The sequence below is a fragment of the Cupriavidus sp. 05T41 genome (assembly GCF_056396525.1).
On the sequence record NZ_JBFTLQ010000080.1, the window covers coordinates 18,764 to 34,912 of the forward strand.

The following is a 16,149-nucleotide window of genomic DNA, read 5'->3' on the forward strand; positions in this document are numbered from 1 at the left end:
TCAATGCAATTCGCGGCATTCCCGACATTCCCCGACATTCCCGGAACACATTGCAGGCACATTGGAGACAGACATGCCCAAGATGAGAGCAGTCGACGCGGCCATCGCCGTATTGGAAAAAGAAGGCATCACCACCGCCTTCGGCGTGCCCGGCGCCGCCATCAACCCGTTCTACTCGGCCATGCGCCGGGCCGGCACCATCGACCATTTCCTGGCGCGCCACGTGGAAGGCGCTTCGCACATGGCCGAGGGCTATACCCGCGCAGAGGCCGGCAACATCGGCGTGTGCATCGGCACCTCGGGCCCGGCCGGCACCGACATGATCACCGGCCTGTACTCGGCCTGGGCAGACTCGATCCCCATCCTCTGCATTACCGGCCAGGCCCCGCGCGCACGCCTGTACAAGGAAGACTTCCAGGCGGTGGATATCGAATCGATCGCCAAGCCGGTGACCAAGTGGGCGGTGACCGTGCGCGAGCCGGCGCTGGTGCCGCAGGTGTTCCAGCAGGCGTTCCACCTGATGCGCTCGGGACGCCCGGGCCCGGTGCTGATCGACCTGCCGTTCGACGTGCAGGTCGCCGAGATCGAGTTCGATCCGGAAACCTACCAGCCGCTGCAGCCGTACAAGCCGTCGGCCTCGCGCGCCCAGATCGAAAAGGCCATCGCCATGCTCAACGCGGCCGAGCGCCCGCTGATCGTGTGCGGTGGCGGCGTGATCAACGCCGATGCGGCCGACCTGCTGGTCGAATTCGCCGAGCTGGTCAACGTGCCGGTGGTGCCGACCCTGATGGGCTGGGGCGTGCTGGCCGACGACCACCCGCTGCAGGCCGGCATGGTGGGGCTGCAGACCTCGCACCGCTACGGCAACGCCACCATGCTGGCATCGGACTTCGTGCTCGGCATCGGCAACCGCTGGGCCAACCGCCACACCGGCAGCGTCGACGTCTATACGAAGGGCCGCAAGTTCGTGCACGTGGATATCGAGCCCACGCAGATCGGCCGCGTGTTCGGCCCGGACCTTGGCATCGTCTCCGATGCCAAGGCCGCGCTGGAACAGTTCGTGGAAGTGGCGCGCGCCATGAAGATGGCCGGGCGCCTGCCGTGCCGCAAGAGCTGGGTGGCGGACGTGCAGAAGCGCCGCCGCACCATGCAGCGCAAGAGCGATTTCGACAACGTGCCGGTCAAGCCGCAGCGCGTGTACCGCGAGATGAACCAGTACTTCCCGCGCGACGTGCGCTACGTCTCCACCATCGGGCTGTCGCAGATCGCCGCCGCGCAGTTCCTGTCGGTCAACCAGCCGCGCCACTGGATCAACTGCGGCCAGGCCGGCCCGCTGGGCTGGACCATTCCCGCCGCCATCGGCGTGAAAGTGGCCTCGCCGGAATCCGACGTGGTGGCCATCTCGGGCGACTACGACTTCCAGTTCATGATCGAAGAACTGGCCGTGGCCGCGCAGTTCAAGGTGCCGTACATCCACCTGGTGGTGAACAACTCCTACCTCGGGCTGATCCGCCAGTCGCAGCGCAATTTCGAGATGGACTACTGCGTGCAGCTCGCCTTCGACAACGTCAACTCGCCCGAGCTCAACGGCTACGGCGTGGACCACGTCAAGGTGGTCGAAGGGCTGGGCTGCAAGGCGATCCGCGTGTTCAAGCCCGAAGACATCGCGCCGGCCTTTGCCGAAGCGCGCGACCTGATGGCCGAGTTCTCCGTGCCGGTGGTGGTGGAGGTGATCCTCGAGCGCGTGACGAATATCGCCATGGGCACCGAGATCGACAACATCAACGAGTTCGAGCCGGTCGAAGACATCGAGGAAGCCATCCTCAACGAAGAAGTCGAAACGGCCTGAGCCGAGCAACGCAAAGACACCGGCTCCCGCTTCCAGGCGGGAGCGGGGGCGTCATTTTTCCCGGAGAGAGAGACATGCCGAAACTGGCCGCCAACCTGACCATGCTGTTTACCGAAGCGGGCTTCCTCGACCGCTTCGAAGCCGCCGCGCGTGCGGGCTTCCGTGGCGTCGAGTTCCTGTTCCCCTATGCGTTCCATGCGGACCAGATCGCGGACCGCCTCAACCGCTTCCAGCTCGACCTGGTGCTGCACAACCTGCCCGCCGGCAAGTGGGACGCGGGCGAGCGCGGCATCGCCTGCCATCCGGACCGCGTCGGCGAGTTCCAGGACGGCGTGGGCGAGGCCCTCAAGTACGCCAAGGTGCTTGGCGTGCGCCAGCTCAACTGCCTGGTCGGCATCCAGCCGCAGAACGTGCGGCGCGAACAGGCGCAGGAAACGCTGGTGGAAAACCTGCGCTTCGCCGCGCGGGCGCTCGCCGCCGAACAGATCGACCTGCTGGTCGAGCCGATCAATACCTTCGACATTCCCGGCTTCTTCCTGTCGGGCACGCAGCAGGCGCTGGCGCTGATCGAACAGGTCAGCGCGCCCAATCTCTACGTGCAGTACGACATCTATCACATGCAGCGCATGGAGGGCGAGATCGCCGCCACGCTCAAGGCCAACCTGCCGAAGATCAGGCATGTGCAGCTGGCCGACAACCCGGGCCGCAACGAGCCGGGCACGGGCGAGCTGAACTACCGCTTCCTGTTCCAGTGGCTCGACCAGATCGGCTACGACGGCTGGGTCGGCTGCGAATACAAGCCGCGCACGACCACCGTCGAAGGCCTGGGCTGGCGCGCCGCGCACGGCGTGCAGTAGCAAGGTTTGCTCCCTCTCCCGCCTGCGGGAGAGGGAGGAAAGCCTGTTGGCCAGGCCCGGCGCCCGCGGCGCGCCTTCAAACCGGTTTCGAATCTGAATCTTTCACCATCCCTAGGAGACAACAATATGGCAAACCAACGCAACGTCGGCTTTATCGGCCTGGGCATCATGGGCGCGCCGATGGCGGGCCACCTGCGCGCCGCCGGCCACACGCTGTTCGTGCATGACGTCAACCCCGCGCCGCAGGCGCTCGTGGACGCCGGCGTCACGGTCTGCACCAGCGCGGAAGAAGTCGCCAAGCGCGCCGACATCATCGTGATCATGGTGCCGGACACGCCGCACGTGGAGGCCGTCCTGTTCGCCGAAAAGGGCGTGGCCGCCGCGCTCAAGGGCGCCGGCAAGGAGGCCGCGCACAGCAAGATCGTGGTCGACATGAGCTCGATCTCGCCGATCGCCACCAAGGACTTCGCCGCGCGCATCAACAAGCTCGGCGCGTCCTACCTGGACGCGCCGGTCTCGGGCGGCGAAGTGGGCGCCAAGGCGGCATCGCTGACCATCATGGTCGGCGGCCCGCAAGAGGCCTTCGACGAGGTCAGGCCGCTGTTCGAGCTGATGGGCAAGAACGTCACGCTGGTGGGCGGCAACGGCGACGGCCAGACCACCAAGGTGGCCAACCAGATCATCGTGGCGCTGAACATCCAGGCCGTGTCCGAAGCGCTGCTGTTCGCCTCCAAGGCGGGCGCCGATCCGGCGCGCGTGCGCCAGGCGCTGATGGGCGGCTTCGCGGCTTCGCGCATCCTGGAAGTGCACGGCGAGCGCATGGTCAAGCGCACCTTCGACCCGGGCTTCCGTATCGAGCTGCACCAGAAGGACCTGAACCTCGCGCTGCAGGGCGCCAAGGCGCTCGGCGTGGCGCTGCCCAATACCGCCACCGCGCAGGAACTGTTCAATACCTGCGCCGCCAACGGCCTGGGCAAGCAGGATCACTCGGCGCTGTGCCGCGCCATCGAGATCATGTCGAACCACGAGATCGCCAAGGGCAGCAAGTAAGAGGCACCGCCGAGGCCTGCCGGCATGGCAGGCCCGTACCGCTCCCCGGCCGTGCCGGGGAGACAGCATTTCCGGATCCAGCCATGTACGCCACCGATTCCTACTCTGCCCTGCTGGTGCCGCCACGCCCGGCCGGCCTCAGCGATCCCCGCGCACTGCTGCGCGACCTGTTCGACACGGCCGTGGCGGCCGTCAGCGCCAGCCATTGCCTGCCGCCGCAATTGCCGGCACCGCCCAAGGGCCGCACCGTGGTGATCGGTGCCGGCAAGGCCGCCGCCGCGATGGCGCAGGCGGTGGAGCTGCACTGGCAAGGCGAGCTGTCCGGGCTGGTGGTCACGCGCTACGGCCATGGCGCGGATTGCCGCCGCATCGAAGTGGTGGAGGCCGCGCACCCGGTGCCGGACGAAGCCGGCCAGCGCGCCGCGCAGCGCATGGTGGAGCTGGTCGGCGGCCTCACCGCCGACGACCTCGTGCTGTGCCTGATTTCGGGCGGCGGCTCGGCGCTGCTGGCCGCGCCCGCGCCCGGCATCACGCTGGCCGACAAGCAGGCGGTGAACCGCGCGCTGCTCAAGAGCGGCGCCAACATCGGCGAGATGAACTGCGTGCGCAAGCACCTGTCGGCGCTCAAGGGAGGCCGCCTGGCGCTGCACTGCGCGCCGGCGCGCGTGGAGACCCTGCTGATTTCCGATATCCCCGGCGACGATCCCACGCTGATCGCCAGCGGCCCGACCTTGCCCGACGCCACCACCTGCGCCGACGCGCTGGCGGTGATCGCCAAGTACGGCATCGAGGTACCGGCCAACGTGCGCACGCACCTGGAGAGCGGCGCCGGAGAGACGCCCAAGCCCGGCGACGCGCGCTTTGCCGGCCACCTCAGCGTCACGCTGGCCAGCGCGCAGCAGTCGCTCGAAGCGGCCGCGGCGCGGGCGCGCGAACTGGGCTTCGAGGCACATATCCTGTCCGACAGCATCGAAGGCGAGGCGCGCGAGGTGGCGCTGGTGCATGCCGCCATTGCCCGCCAGATCGCGCAGCACGCGCAGCCGTTCGCGAAGCCCTGCGTGCTGCTGTCCGGCGGCGAGACCACGGTGACCGTGCGCGGCAGCGGCCGCGGCGGACGCAATGCCGAATTCCTGCTGGCGCTGGCCGTGGCGCTCGACGGCTTGCCCGGCGTGCACGCGATTGCCTGCGACACCGACGGCATTGACGGCTCCGAGGACAACGCCGGCGCGCTGCTGGCGCCGGACACGCTGGTGCGCGCGCAGGCGCGCGGCCTGTCGGCGCGCGCGCACCTGGCCAACAACGATGGCTACGGCTTTTTCGCCGGGCTCGGCGACCTGATCGTCACCGGCCCGACCCGCACCAACGTGAACGATTTCCGCGCGATCCTGATCGCGTGAGACGGGCCTGCAAGCCCCCGTGTTTGAACAAAGGCGCGCCCGCCGCGGCGCGCCGCCCGAGAATGGAAGAGGAGACAAAATGAGACGCCAGCGCAAAGCCAAGATCGTTGCCACGCTCGGACCGGCCAGCACCGACATCGAAGTGATCCGCCAGCTGTTCGAGGCGGGGGCCGATGTGTTCCGCCTGAACTTCAGCCACGGCAGCCATGAGGACCATCGCCGCCGCTACGACGCGGTGCGCCAGGTCGAGGCCGAGACCGGCCGGCCCATCGCCGTGCTGGCGGACCTGCAGGGTCCCAAGCTGCGCATCGGCACCTTTGCCGCGGGCAAGGTCGCGCTCAAGGCCGGCGACGTGTTCGTGCTCGACAGCGATCCCGGCGCCGGCGACGCCACCCGCGTGCACCTGCCGCATCCGGAGCTGTTCCGCGTGGCCGCGCCGGGCCAGTCGCTGCTGATCGACGACGGCAAGGTGCAACTGAAGATCGAGTCCGTGGCCAGCGGCAGCATCGTCACGCGCGTGGTCAACCACGGCACGCTGTCCGACCGCAAGGGCGTCAACGTGCCCGACGCGGTCATCCCCATCCCCGCGCTGACCGAGAAGGACCGCAAGGACCTCGATTTCGCGCTGGCGCTGGGCGCGGACTGGATCGCGCTGTCCTTCGTGCAGCGTCCGGCCGACATCGTCGAGGCGCGCGAGATCATCGGCACGCGCGCCGGCGTGCTGTCCAAGATCGAGAAGCCGGCCGCGCTGCAGCAGCTCGAGGAAATCGTGCGCGTGTCCGACGCGGTGATGGTGGCGCGCGGCGACCTCGGCGTGGAGCTGCCGCCGGAGCGCGTGCCGGGGGTACAGAAGCGCATCCTGCGCGTGTGCCGCCAGCACGGCAAGCCCATCGTCATCGCCACCCAGATGCTGGAGTCGATGATCGATTCGCCGGTGCCCACGCGCGCCGAGGCCTCCGATGTGGCGAGCGCGATCTACGACGGCGCCGACGCGGTGATGCTGTCGGCCGAGTCGGCCAACGGCCGCCACCCGGTGCCGGCGGTGGCGATCATGGACCGCATCATCAACGAGGTGGAGCGCGATCCGCTCTACCGCAACCTGCTCGACGCCCAGCACGAGGCACCGCTGTCCACGCGCCAGGATGCGATCTGCGCGGCGCTGCGCGAGGTCACCCAGATCATCGGCGCGGTGGCCACGGTGACCTACACCTCGTCGGGCGCCACCGCGCTGCGGGCGGCGCGCGAGCGGCCCTGCGCACCGATCGTCAGCATCACGCCGAACCTGGAGATAGCACGCCGGCTGGCGATCGCCTGGGGCGTGCACTCCACTGTCAGCCCGGACGTGCAGAGCGTGGACGAGATGGTGAACGCGGCCACCCGCGCGGCGCTGGCCGAGGGCTACGCCGAACCGGGCGACCAGATCACCATCGCGGCGGGCATGCCGTTCGGCCAGGGCGGTACCACCAACCTGCTGCGCGTGGCGGAGATCGCCGGCGCCGGGCCCGGGCGGGCGCAGCTTGCCGCGGCGGCAGGCGCCGTTACGGCCTGATACATCGCTCCCATTCGCTGGCTGCACCGCCATTGCTATACTGATCGGCACGCCGTGGCTCTCTTTTGCCGCGGCCACCAACCAGCAATGCGGAGCCACCATGCGTCTCGATGACGAAGCCGAAAGCCAGAATGTAGAAGATCGCCGGGGAGCGGGTTCCGGCGGCTTCGGCGGCTTCGGCGCCGGACCCAAGACGATCGGCATCGGCACCATCATCGTGGCGCTGGCGGCCTCCTACTTTTTCGGCATCGATCCTTCCGTGATCATGCAGGGCGCCTCGGTGCTGCAGGGGCAACAGCAGCAGGCGCAGCCGCAGCATGTGCCCAGCCATGCGCCCGCCACCGACCAGATGACAGTGTTCGTGCGCAAGGTGCTGGGCAATACCGAGCGCACCTGGTCCGGCATCTTCGAAACCGACCTCAACCGCCGCTACGCGCCGCCCACGCTGGTGCTGTTTACCGGCGCCACGCCCACCGCCTGCGGCACCGGCCAGTCGGCCATGGGTCCCTTCTATTGCCCCGGCGACCAGAAGGTCTATATCGACCTGGCTTTCTATGACGAACTGCGCAAGCGCTTCGGCGCGGGCGGCGACTTCGCCCAGGCCTATGTGATCGCGCACGAGGTCGGCCACCACGTGCAGAACCTGCTCGGCGTGTCCGGCAAGGTCGATGCGGCGCGCCGGCGCATGGGCGAGGCGCAGGCCAACCAGCTTTCGGTGCGCGTGGAATTGCAGGCCGACTGCCTGGCCGGCGTGTGGGCCGCCACCGCCGAGCGCCAGAACCAGCAGTTGCTCGAGCCCGGCGATATCGAAGAGGGCCTGAAGGCCGCGGCCGCCATCGGCGACGACCGGCTGCAGCGCCAGGCCCAGGGCTACGTGGTGCCGGAAGCCTTTACCCACGGCACCAGCGAGCAGCGCGTGCGCTGGCTGCGCCAGGGCCTGAGCAGCGGCGACATCCGCAAGTGCGACACCTTCGCGGCCAAGCAGCTTTGAAGCCCGCGCGCGGCTGAGCGGCCGCGCTCTCCTCTCAAGCGCCGACCCTGATGTGGACAATCGGGCACGCAAAGATTGTCCGCGTCACACGCCGTGTCTATAATCGCGGCCATGCCAGTGATCGGGAAGCCGCAGGCGTGACACACTGCTCCGCGCTGCCGGCCCGATTTCCGATTGCCGGTTCCGTCGATTCACGCTGCCGCGTGCCCGTCGTCCGGCGCTGCGTCCTGACGATGCCAGCGGCCGGCTGCCGCCGCTGACACAGCCGCGCCAAAGACAGCCTTCCCCCCAAAAGAACAGTGCTTCGCTGTCCGGCGCGCACGCGCATTGTCGCGCGCCGATCGTTGTTCCACCGCCGCCGGCGGCGGCCTTCGGGCACGTCGGCGCGACCAACACCGAGTCTCTTTTCATGGCGTCCTTTTTTCTTCGCCGGCCCGCCTTTGCGTGGGTGATTGCCATCCTGACCATGGTGGCGGGCCTGATCGCCCTCACCCGCATTCCCATCGCCCAGTATCCGGCGGTGGCGCCACCTACCGTGATCGTCTCGGCCGACTATCCCGGCGCCTCCGCGCGCACCGTGGAAGATGCGGTCACCGCCGTGCTGGAGCAGCAGATGCATGGCATTCCCGGCCTGCTCTACCTGGATGCCAGCAGCGAAGGCGGCACCGCCAGCGTGACGCTGGGCTTTCGCCAGGGTACCGACGCGCAGCTGGCGCAGGTCAATGTGCGCAACCGCGTGATGCAGGCCGAACCACTGCTGCCGGAGGCGGTGCGCCGCGGCGGCATCTATGTCGACCAGGCCAGCGCCAACCCCTTCATGTACGTCTCCCTGGTGTCTGACGACGGCCAGCTCGACGAGACCGCGCTCGGCGATTTCGCCGCCGGCTCGGTGCTGCCCATGCTGCGCCGGCTGCCCGGCATCGGCAAGGCCGAACCCTACGGCGCCGAATATGCGCTGCGCATCTGGTTCGACCCGGACAAGCTCAATGCGCTCGGCCTTACCGCCGCCGACGTGGAGCAGGCCATCAAGGACCGCAACGGCGATGTCACGCCGGGCCAGCTCGGCGGCGCGCCGGCGCTGCCGGGGCAGCCCTTCCAGGCACTGGTGCGCCCGCCGCGCCCGTTGAGCGACCCGGAAGCATTCGGGCGCATCGTGGTGCGCAGCGGCGGCGATGCTTCGCTGGTGCGGCTGCGCGATGTGGCCCGCGTGGAACTGGGCGCCAGCGACTACCGCTTCGGCTCGACGCTGGACGGCAAGGTATCGGCCGCGATCGGCCTCAAGCTGGCGGACGGCGCCAACGTGCTGGCCACCTCGCGCACCGTGCGCGCCGCGCTGGACGACGCCATGCGCAACTTCCCGCCCGGCGTGCGCTATGCGATCTCCGCCGACAACGCGCAGTTCGTCGACCGCTCGATCTGGCGCGTGCTGGCCACGCTGGCCGAAGCCGCGGTGCTGGTGTTCCTGATCCTGTACCTGTTCCTCGGCAACCTGCGCGCCACGCTGATCCCGATGATCGTGGTGCCGGTGTCGCTGCTCGGCACGGTCGCCTGCCTGTATGCCCTCGGCCTGTCGCTCAACGTCATCACGCTGTTCGGCGTGGTGCTGGCGATCGGCATTCTGGTGGACGACGCCATCGTGGTGGTGGAGAACGTGGAGCGCATCATGCGCGAGGAAGGCGTGGACGCGACCGAGGCCGCGGGCCGCTCGATGCGCGAGGTGTCCGGCGCGCTGGTGGCGGTCACGCTGGTGCTGTGCGCCGTATTCGTGCCGATGGCCTTCATGGGCAGCGCGGTGGGCGTGATCTACCGCCACTTCGCCGTCACGCTGGCGATCTCGATCGCGTTCTCGCTGTTCTTCGCGCTGTCGCTGGCGCCGGCAATGTGCGCCAGCCTGCTGCGCCACGCGCAGCATCCGGTGCGCGGGCCGCTGGCCTGGTTCGAGCGCGGCTTCACGGCGTTTGCCACCCGCTACGCCGGCTGGGTGACGGCGCTGCAGCGGCGGCGCCTGCGCTGGCTGGGCGTCTACCTGGCGCTGGCCGTCGCCGGCAGCGCGCTGCTGTGGCAGATCCCGTCCGGCTTCCTGCCCGAAGAAGACACCGGCGAGCTGGTGATCGATATCGAGCTGCCGGCCGGCGCCACCCAGGCGCAGACGCGTGCCATGGTGGCGGAGCTGGAAACATGGCTGCGCGCGCAGCAATATCCGGTGCAATCGAGCTTTGCCGTGCTGGGCTGGAGCAATTCCGGCAGCGGCGAGCAGCGCGCCAGCCTGTTCCTGGCGCTGGAGGACTGGGAGCGCCGCGGCAGCAAGGACCGCGCCGAGGCCGTGCTGGCCAGGCTCTCGGAGGGGCTGGAGGCGTGGCCCGGACGCGGCCGCGCGCAGCTCTACGCCTACAACGGCGCGGCGCTGCCCGAGCTGGGCAGCACCGGCGGGCTCGACATGCGCCTGGTGGCGCAGCCCGGCACCGGCCGCGCAGCCCTGTTCGCGGCGCGCGACAAGCTGCTGGCCGCGCTCGGGGACAAGCGCGACGATGAGCCGTCGCTGGGCGAGGTGCGCGCGGCCACCGCGCAGCCGGCGCCGGCGCTGGACCTGCATATCGACTACGAGCAGGCGCGCAGCTTCGGCGTGGAGCCCGAAGCGATCCATCACGCGCTGTCTGCCACGCTCGGCTCGCGCTATATCGACGAGGTGGCGCGCGAGGGGCGCATACGCCGTGTGATCCTGCAGGCCGACGCGCCTTTCCGCATGGATCCCGCGCGCCTGTCGCGCGTGCATGTGCGCAACGCGCGCGGCGGCATGGTGTCGCTCGGCGCCTTCGCCGAACTGGTGTGGGGCGCGGGCGAGGCCACGCTGGAGCGCTTCGGCGGCCTGGCCTCGGTGCGCATCAACGCCGAGGTGGCACCCGGCCACAGCACCGGCACGGCGATGGCGCGGCTTGCCGCCAGGGTGCGCGAGCTGGGCGCCGCCTACGACGTGCGCTGGACCGGGCGCGCCTTCGAGCAGCAGCAAAGCGGCGCCCAGGCGCCGTGGCTGTTCGCCTTGTCGATGCTGTTCATCTTCCTGTGCCTGGTGGCGCTGTACGAGAACTGGACGCTGCCGCTGGCCGTGCTGCTGGTGGTGCCGGCAGGCCTGCTTGGCGCGCTGCTGGCGATCTGGCTGCGCGGCATGCCCAACGATGTCTACTTCAAGGTGGGCGGCGTGGTGATCATGGGGCTGGCGGCCAAGAACGCCATCCTGGTGGTGGAGTACGCCGAGCAGCTGCGCCGCGGCGGCATGGGGCTGGTCGAGGCTGCCGGCCAGGCGGCCCGCCAGCGGTTGCGCCCGGTGGTGATGACCTCGCTGGCCTTCATCCTCGGCGTGGTGCCGCTGGCCGTGAGCAGCGGGCCGGGCGCGGCGGCCCAGCGCGCGGTCGGCACCGGCGTGCTGGGCGGCATGCTGGGCGCCACCGTGATTGGCGCGCTGGTGGTGCCGCTGCTCTACGTGCTGATCGGGCGCGGGCGTGCGCGGCGCGGGCAGCAGCAGGCACCGTCGTAAGACGTGCGGAGTACGGGTGGTGCGCGGGAGAAAATGCGGAAAAGCGGAAAAGCGGGCGGCGGGGAAAAATCACCCGCCCGGCGGGAGAGAGAGGAGGAGGAGGTCAGCCGGGCAGGTGGGAGATAAAGCGGTACTGCGGGGTGGCGCGTCAGGTGTCGCGATACTGGACGGGCTAATCAGCCGGCCCGTAACGCGAGGCGGTCACCGAAGTGACCGCCAGGAGACACGCGGTGCCGGGTCAGACCCGGTAGCCGTAGAGCGAACCGTCGCCCGAGCGCGAATTGTCGAGCGAGGAGGCCGAGATTTCGCCGCTGAAGGCGCGCGCGCCGTCGGTGAAGGTGTCGAACCTGCCTTGCTTGGCGCCATCGGTGAACGTGTCGAACTTGCCTTGCTTGGCGCCGTCGGTGAAGGTGTCGAACTTGCCTTGCTTGGCGCCGTCCGTGTACACGTCGTACCTGCCCGTGCGCAGCGCGTCGGCATACACGTCGAACTTGCCGAGCTTGCTGGCGGCAGGCGCGGCCAGCGCGGCGGCCGATGAAACGAGGATCAACACGCCTAAGGCGCTGCCGAGGATGCGTCTGGCATTCATTTGGGACTCCTTCAACTGATTTTGTTTCGTCTTTTTTTTGGTCTGCTTTACTAGCTGCTGCGGCAATCTATGTTGCGCTGCGAGCACGGACTGAAGATTAGTGGTTGGTTCGGCAAGGAGAAATACCACTGCGACGAATGGTGCGTTGCGAGTCGTGAAACGCTGGAAGTACGGACGAACGGCGCCCATGCCGCCGCGAATGGGCGACGCGCAGCGCGAATGGCGGTGGTGCGGGGTGGTGGGAAGGTCGCCTGGCGGCGGTGCCGGGCGCCGGCCAACCCAGGCTGGAGGCGGCCTGGCCAGGATCGGGGCAGGCCGTGGCGCTAGCTTTTTCCTGCCTCGGCAAGGCAGGCGGCGCGCACCGGGAAGCCGCGGATCGCACCGGGGCGTACCGCCAGGCGGCGTCCCCGTATCTGCGAAATGTGCGCCATGAGGCCCTGATTATTTTAGAGCGTGAACTGTCCGTTGGCCTCGGGCTGGAAAGAAAGCTCGACCACGGTGACCTTCTGTTCGCGTCCGTCCGGCAGCCGGTAGCTTACGGTCTGTCCGCTGCGTGCGCCGAGCAGCGCCTGGCCAACCGGCGATAGCACCGACAGGCGGCCGGCCTCGAAATCCGCGGTATCCGGATAGACCAGCGTCCAGTTGCGCGGCGTGGCCTCGCCCTCCAGCGCGCACGTCAGGCTGGAGTTCATGGTCACGACATCCTTGGGAATGGCTTCCGCCGGCACGATGGCGGCGCGCTCCAGGATGCCGTCGAGCATCTCCACCAGCGGTGCGGCGCCGGCGCGGCTGGCAATGCGCTCGAGCCGGGTGACATCGAGTTCGGTGAGGTAAAGGGTCGGTTGCTGCTGCTTGGATGAAGCCGTCATGATGGATCCTCGCTAGGTGGCGATGCGTGGCCCCGGCCCCCAGGCCCGACCCGCTGTGGATCGGCACGGTATTGCCAGGTCATTGGATTGATTCAGGCCGTCAGGAATGACGGGAAAGCCGCGAACAGGGTGAGACTCGGCCCGGTTCGGCGCTTGCCTGCGTGTGGGGTTACGTCAGGCTGGGAACCGGGCGGGATCAGGCGGAGCGCTGACCCGGCGGCAGGCCGTGGCCTGGTTGGCTTGTGCGCGCAATGCCGACGCCGCGCGCGCCCACGCGCCGGCCTGCCCGGTACGGGCAAGCACGGCAGCGGTCGGCGGCAGGCAGCAAGGCATCATCGGCATGCGGCAGGAATGTGGGAAGTCGGAAAACGCGGAAACGAAATACGGAAACGGCGGGGAAAACCGGAACAAGCGCGCTTTGCGTGGCGGCTGCAACGAAAGCGATGGCTTACTCGGGCAGGCGAAACCTGATTTCCGTGCGCCGGATCCGCCGCCTGCTCACCAGCCGGGTGCACGGCTGGCAAAGGGGATCGTAGCACAGGCGGCGCCTTCTTTTAAGACGCCATGCGTCGCCCTGGCCGCTTCGGCGGGTTCAGGCGCTTCAGTGGTGGTCCTGGGCGTGCGGGTGGCATTCGCACGCGGCACCGGCCGCGGCCTGCTGCAGGTTCTGCAGGATGCCGCACTCGCTGGCGGGGTGCGGCTGGTCGCAGGTGTGGCGCAGCGCCCGCAATTGCCCTTCCAGTGCCTCGAGCGCCACGCGCTGGGCATGGATCTGGTCGATCTGGCGGTCCAGCAATGCGTTGATATCGTCGCAGGCGAGCGTGGGATCGCGCTCGAAATCGCGCAGCCGGCGCACATCGGACAGGCTCATGCCGAGCGAGCGGCAATGCCGCACGAAGTTGAGCTGCAGCAGGTGGGCGTCGCCGTAGCGGCGATAGCCGTTGTCTTCGCGCTGGGGAGCGTCGAGCAGGCCCTCGCGCTCGTAGTAGCGGATGGTCTCCACGTCGCAATCGCTGTGGCGGGACAGTTCACCGATTCTCATGCGGACTCCGGGTGACGCCTGCATCAGGCAAAGACCCTGTAGTAATTACGGGGTTAGCTACGAGTGTAGACCATCGGGCGGCGTCTCGCCACCCGCGGGCGGCATGGCGCGATCAGGCCGGGGCAGGTCCGCGGGCCTGGTCGCGCACGCTCAGCGAGCGCGGCGCGAAGGCCGCGCGCATCACATCCACCGCCAGTTCCGGCCGGGCGGCGCCGCACATGAACACGTCCACCGCGGCAAAGCCGTATTCCGGCCAGGTATGGATGCTGATGTGCGACTCCCGCAGCAGCAGCACCCCGGTCACGCCGAGGCCGGGCCCGAAATGGCGGAAGCGTGCATCGACCACGGTGGCGCCGGCGGCCCGCGCGGCCTGGTACAGCACGCGCTCCACCAGCGCGGCGTCGGCCAGCAGCTCGGCGGCCACGCCTTGCAGGTCGGCCAGCAGGTGGTGGCCCAGCACGGCCGGGCAAGGCAGCATCGGGGCGTTCATGGCCGCGCGCCCGTCGGCGCCATCGGCCTGGCCTGTGTCACCCTTCTCATTTGTGTCCGCCGCCCGAGGACCAGCCGCTGGAGCCGGATGAGCCGCCGCTCCAGCCGCGGGCGCTGGAATAGCCGGATGCGCCGGATGCCCCGGAACGGCCGCTGTCGCCGATATTGAAGAAGGTGGTGCCGAACAGCACGATGATCCCGTAGACGAGGTAAAGCAGGCGCACGCTGACTCAATCCTTTCCGGCCCAGCGCTGGACCAGCCAGATCGGCGCCCACAGCAGCAGGAAACCGAACACGATGGTGAACCATCCGCGGTCCGTGACCAGGGCCACCGGCACGTTGAGGATGGCGAGGAGGATGGCGTAGACCTTGGCGCTCTTGCGGCAGAAGGCCAGGTCCGCGCCGCTGCCCGCCGGCCTGGCTGCCTGCGGCGCGCGGGCCGCCTGCGCCAGGGCGGGCACGGACCTGAACCATTGCGCCACCTGCGCGCGGGCCACCGTGGTGGACAAGGTCCAGACGATCTCGGTCTCGGAAGTCTCGCGCGTGAGGCGCCGCGCCGGCTTGCCGAACTCGGTCAGGCGCGTGGTGTCGCCCACCTGCACGCGCCAGTTGAAGGTGCCGGCCGCGTACAGCACCTCGCTCTCGTAGTCGAAGCCCTGCTGGAAATTCTGCCCCTGGTAGCTGGCGGCGGTGGCGGAGACCATGCGCGGCCAGGTATCGAGCACCTCGACGCGGTCCCAGCCGCTGTCCTGCTCGACCAGCCACAGCAGGCCGCGCTGCTCGTTGAACAGCAGGTATTCGACCCAGGTGGAAGCTTCGTCCTCATCGTTGTCCGTGCACTGCATCAGGCCCAGCACCGTGTACGGCTTGCCGTCGATGGTGCCGGTGTCGCCCGGTGCGAGGCTGGTCTTGAGCGCATCGAGCTCGCGCTGCTTTTCCAGCACCAGCGCGGTGGAGGTGGTGCAGTCGATCTGGCTGTGGCAGCTCGGGCAGACCACGAAGCTGGCCACGCCGGCGCGGTAGGCGATCGCGCCGCCGCAGCCCGGGCAGGCCAGCGGCACGGCCTTGCCGCGGTAGCGGTCGGCGGTGCCGGCGATCTGGTCCGGCTCGCGCAGCAGCTGGCACTTGAGCTGGTCCAGCGTGACCGCCGCGCCGGCATAGACCGCTGGCGGATAGCCGTGCGCGTAGTCGAGCGTGACGAAGCGGCCCTCGTCGCGGAAGTCCGCCACCTGCGCGGTCCAGCCCGCGCCGACCGCAAACGGCAACTCGCCCTGGCCACCGGTGCAGCGCGCGCTGCGCACATCGCTGGCCAGGTAGCGGTGCTTGTCGAAGAACAGGCTGGTGCCCGGCGAAAGATGCTCGTACTGCGGCAGCGGCGCGCCGTCGAGCTGGCCGGGAGATGCCTGAGCGGGGTCCGGCGGGGCGCGCCGGGTCAGCATGTACTGGCCCGAGGCATCGGCCAGCCAGCCGTCGCTGCCGTCGTCGAACAGCAGGTACCACTCGTTCCACAAGCCGGCGTCGTAGCGCAGCTGGATGCGGCCGACCAGGGTGAAGCCCTGCCCGTTCCACTGCCCGCTGGTACTGAGCTGCAGCGGCGTGTAGTCCTCCAGCACGGCGGACATCTTGCCGATGTCCTTGACCGTGTCGGCATCCTTGAGCAGCGTGCTGTGGCAGTACTCGCACACCACCATCACGGCGGCCGACGAGCGGAAGGCCGCGGGCGCGCCGCAACTCGGGCAGTTGATTTCTTGCATGCGCCGTGCGTGCTCAGCCGACCAGTTTCTTCAGGATCTCGGCCTTGGCGGTGTCGAACTCGGCCTGCGAGATCAGGCTCTTGTCGAGCAGCTCCCTGAGCTTCTGCAGGCGCGCGGCGGGATCGTCGGCCGCCGCCGGTGCCGCCGGTGCCGCCGCGGCGGGCGCGGCAGGAGCAACGGC

14 protein-coding genes are annotated in these 16,149 nt (G+C 69.1%); 7 read left to right on the forward strand and 7 right to left on the reverse strand.

The window, feature by feature from the left end; translation table 11 throughout:
- Positions 1 to 73 precede the first annotated feature (73 nt).
- From gcl to AC1DKV_RS32565, 7 genes are all read left to right on the forward strand, one after another.
- The gene (gene gcl, locus AC1DKV_RS32535) at positions 74 to 1,849 is read left to right on the forward strand and encodes a glyoxylate carboligase (protein ID WP_441612950.1); all 1,776 of its coding nucleotides are present in this window, start codon (positions 74 to 76) and stop codon (positions 1,847 to 1,849) included.
- 74 nt (positions 1,850 to 1,923) lie between these two features.
- Complete coding sequence (gene hyi, locus AC1DKV_RS32540) at positions 1,924 to 2,706, forward strand: hydroxypyruvate isomerase (protein ID WP_441612949.1); 783 nt, start codon at positions 1,924 to 1,926, stop codon at positions 2,704 to 2,706.
- 126 nt (positions 2,707 to 2,832) lie between these two features.
- A complete protein-coding gene (gene glxR / locus AC1DKV_RS32545) occupies positions 2,833 to 3,756 on the forward strand; it encodes a 2-hydroxy-3-oxopropionate reductase (protein WP_441612948.1) in 924 nt (307 codons plus the stop codon).
- A gap of 83 nt (positions 3,757 to 3,839) precedes the next feature.
- Positions 3,840 to 5,153, forward strand: coding sequence for a glycerate kinase type-2 family protein (locus AC1DKV_RS32550; RefSeq protein ID WP_441612947.1), 1,314 nt, complete (start codon positions 3,840 to 3,842; stop codon positions 5,151 to 5,153).
- A gap of 79 nt (positions 5,154 to 5,232) precedes the next feature.
- On the forward strand, positions 5,233 to 6,702 hold the full coding sequence (gene pyk / locus AC1DKV_RS32555) for a pyruvate kinase (protein WP_441612946.1): 1,470 nt from the start codon (positions 5,233 to 5,235) through the stop codon (positions 6,700 to 6,702).
- A 100-nt stretch (positions 6,703 to 6,802) separates the two neighbouring features.
- Positions 6,803 to 7,693 carry a KPN_02809 family neutral zinc metallopeptidase gene (ypfJ, locus tag AC1DKV_RS32560; protein ID WP_441612945.1) on the forward strand — a complete coding sequence of 297 codons (891 nt, stop codon included), beginning with the start codon at positions 6,803 to 6,805 and terminating at the stop codon, positions 7,691 to 7,693.
- A gap of 409 nt (positions 7,694 to 8,102) precedes the next feature.
- Positions 8,103 to 11,225, forward strand: a complete 3,123-nt coding sequence (locus tag AC1DKV_RS32565) for an efflux RND transporter permease subunit (RefSeq protein ID WP_441612944.1) — start codon at positions 8,103 to 8,105, stop codon at positions 11,223 to 11,225.
- Between the two features lie 238 nt (positions 11,226 to 11,463).
- On the opposite strand, the gene AC1DKV_RS32570 is transcribed toward AC1DKV_RS32565, so the two are convergent.
- The 7 genes from AC1DKV_RS32570 to AC1DKV_RS32600 all read right to left on the reverse strand — a co-directional run.
- The gene (locus AC1DKV_RS32570; protein WP_441612943.1) at positions 11,464 to 11,814 is read right to left on the reverse strand and encodes a hypothetical protein; all 351 of its coding nucleotides are present in this window, start codon (positions 11,812 to 11,814) and stop codon (positions 11,464 to 11,466) included.
- 446 nt (positions 11,815 to 12,260) lie between these two features.
- Positions 12,261 to 12,683, reverse strand: a complete 423-nt coding sequence (gene rnk, locus AC1DKV_RS32575) for a nucleoside diphosphate kinase regulator (protein WP_441612942.1) — start codon at positions 12,681 to 12,683, stop codon at positions 12,261 to 12,263.
- A 601-nt stretch (positions 12,684 to 13,284) separates the two neighbouring features.
- Positions 13,285 to 13,725, reverse strand: a complete 441-nt coding sequence (locus AC1DKV_RS32580) for a Cd(II)/Pb(II)-responsive transcriptional regulator (protein WP_441612941.1) — start codon at positions 13,723 to 13,725, stop codon at positions 13,285 to 13,287.
- Positions 13,726 to 13,837: 112 nt separating this feature from the next.
- Complete coding sequence (gene speD, locus AC1DKV_RS32585) at positions 13,838 to 14,215, reverse strand: adenosylmethionine decarboxylase (RefSeq protein WP_441612940.1); 378 nt, start codon at positions 14,213 to 14,215, stop codon at positions 13,838 to 13,840.
- Positions 14,216 to 14,261: 46 nt separating this feature from the next.
- Complete coding sequence (locus tag AC1DKV_RS32590) at positions 14,262 to 14,438, reverse strand: hypothetical protein (RefSeq protein ID WP_441612939.1); 177 nt, start codon at positions 14,436 to 14,438, stop codon at positions 14,262 to 14,264.
- A 6-nt stretch (positions 14,439 to 14,444) separates the two neighbouring features.
- Positions 14,445 to 15,968 (reverse strand): DUF4178 domain-containing protein, encoded by a 1,524-nt coding sequence (locus AC1DKV_RS32595; protein WP_441612938.1) that lies wholly within the window; start codon positions 15,966 to 15,968, stop codon positions 14,445 to 14,447.
- A 13-nt stretch (positions 15,969 to 15,981) separates the two neighbouring features.
- Positions 15,982 to 16,149 (reverse strand): SHOCT domain-containing protein (locus tag AC1DKV_RS32600; protein WP_441650144.1); only part of this gene is annotated, 168 nt, incomplete at its 5' end.

Coding starts and splice junctions, on each gene's coding strand:
- speD (WP_441612940.1), bottom strand. CDS start 14,215: ATGAACGCCCCGATGCTGCCTTGCCCGGCCGTGCTGGGCCACCACCTG.
- AC1DKV_RS32595 (WP_441612938.1), bottom strand. CDS start 15,968: ATGCAAGAAATCAACTGCCCGAGTTGCGGCGCGCCCGCGGCCTTCCGC.
- AC1DKV_RS32550 (WP_441612947.1), top strand. CDS start 3,840: ATGTACGCCACCGATTCCTACTCTGCCCTGCTGGTGCCGCCACGCCCG.
- ypfJ (WP_441612945.1), top strand. CDS start 6,803: ATGCGTCTCGATGACGAAGCCGAAAGCCAGAATGTAGAAGATCGCCGG.
- AC1DKV_RS32580 (WP_441612941.1), bottom strand. CDS start 13,725: ATGAGAATCGGTGAACTGTCCCGCCACAGCGATTGCGACGTGGAGACC.
- hyi (WP_441612949.1), top strand. CDS start 1,924: ATGCCGAAACTGGCCGCCAACCTGACCATGCTGTTTACCGAAGCGGGC.
- glxR (WP_441612948.1), top strand. CDS start 2,833: ATGGCAAACCAACGCAACGTCGGCTTTATCGGCCTGGGCATCATGGGC.
- pyk (WP_441612946.1), top strand. CDS start 5,233: ATGAGACGCCAGCGCAAAGCCAAGATCGTTGCCACGCTCGGACCGGCC.
- AC1DKV_RS32565 (WP_441612944.1), top strand. CDS start 8,103: ATGGCGTCCTTTTTTCTTCGCCGGCCCGCCTTTGCGTGGGTGATTGCC.
- gcl (WP_441612950.1), top strand. CDS start 74: ATGCCCAAGATGAGAGCAGTCGACGCGGCCATCGCCGTATTGGAAAAA.
- rnk (WP_441612942.1), bottom strand. CDS start 12,683: ATGACGGCTTCATCCAAGCAGCAGCAACCGACCCTTTACCTCACCGAA.
- AC1DKV_RS32570 (WP_441612943.1), bottom strand. CDS start 11,814: ATGAATGCCAGACGCATCCTCGGCAGCGCCTTAGGCGTGTTGATCCTC.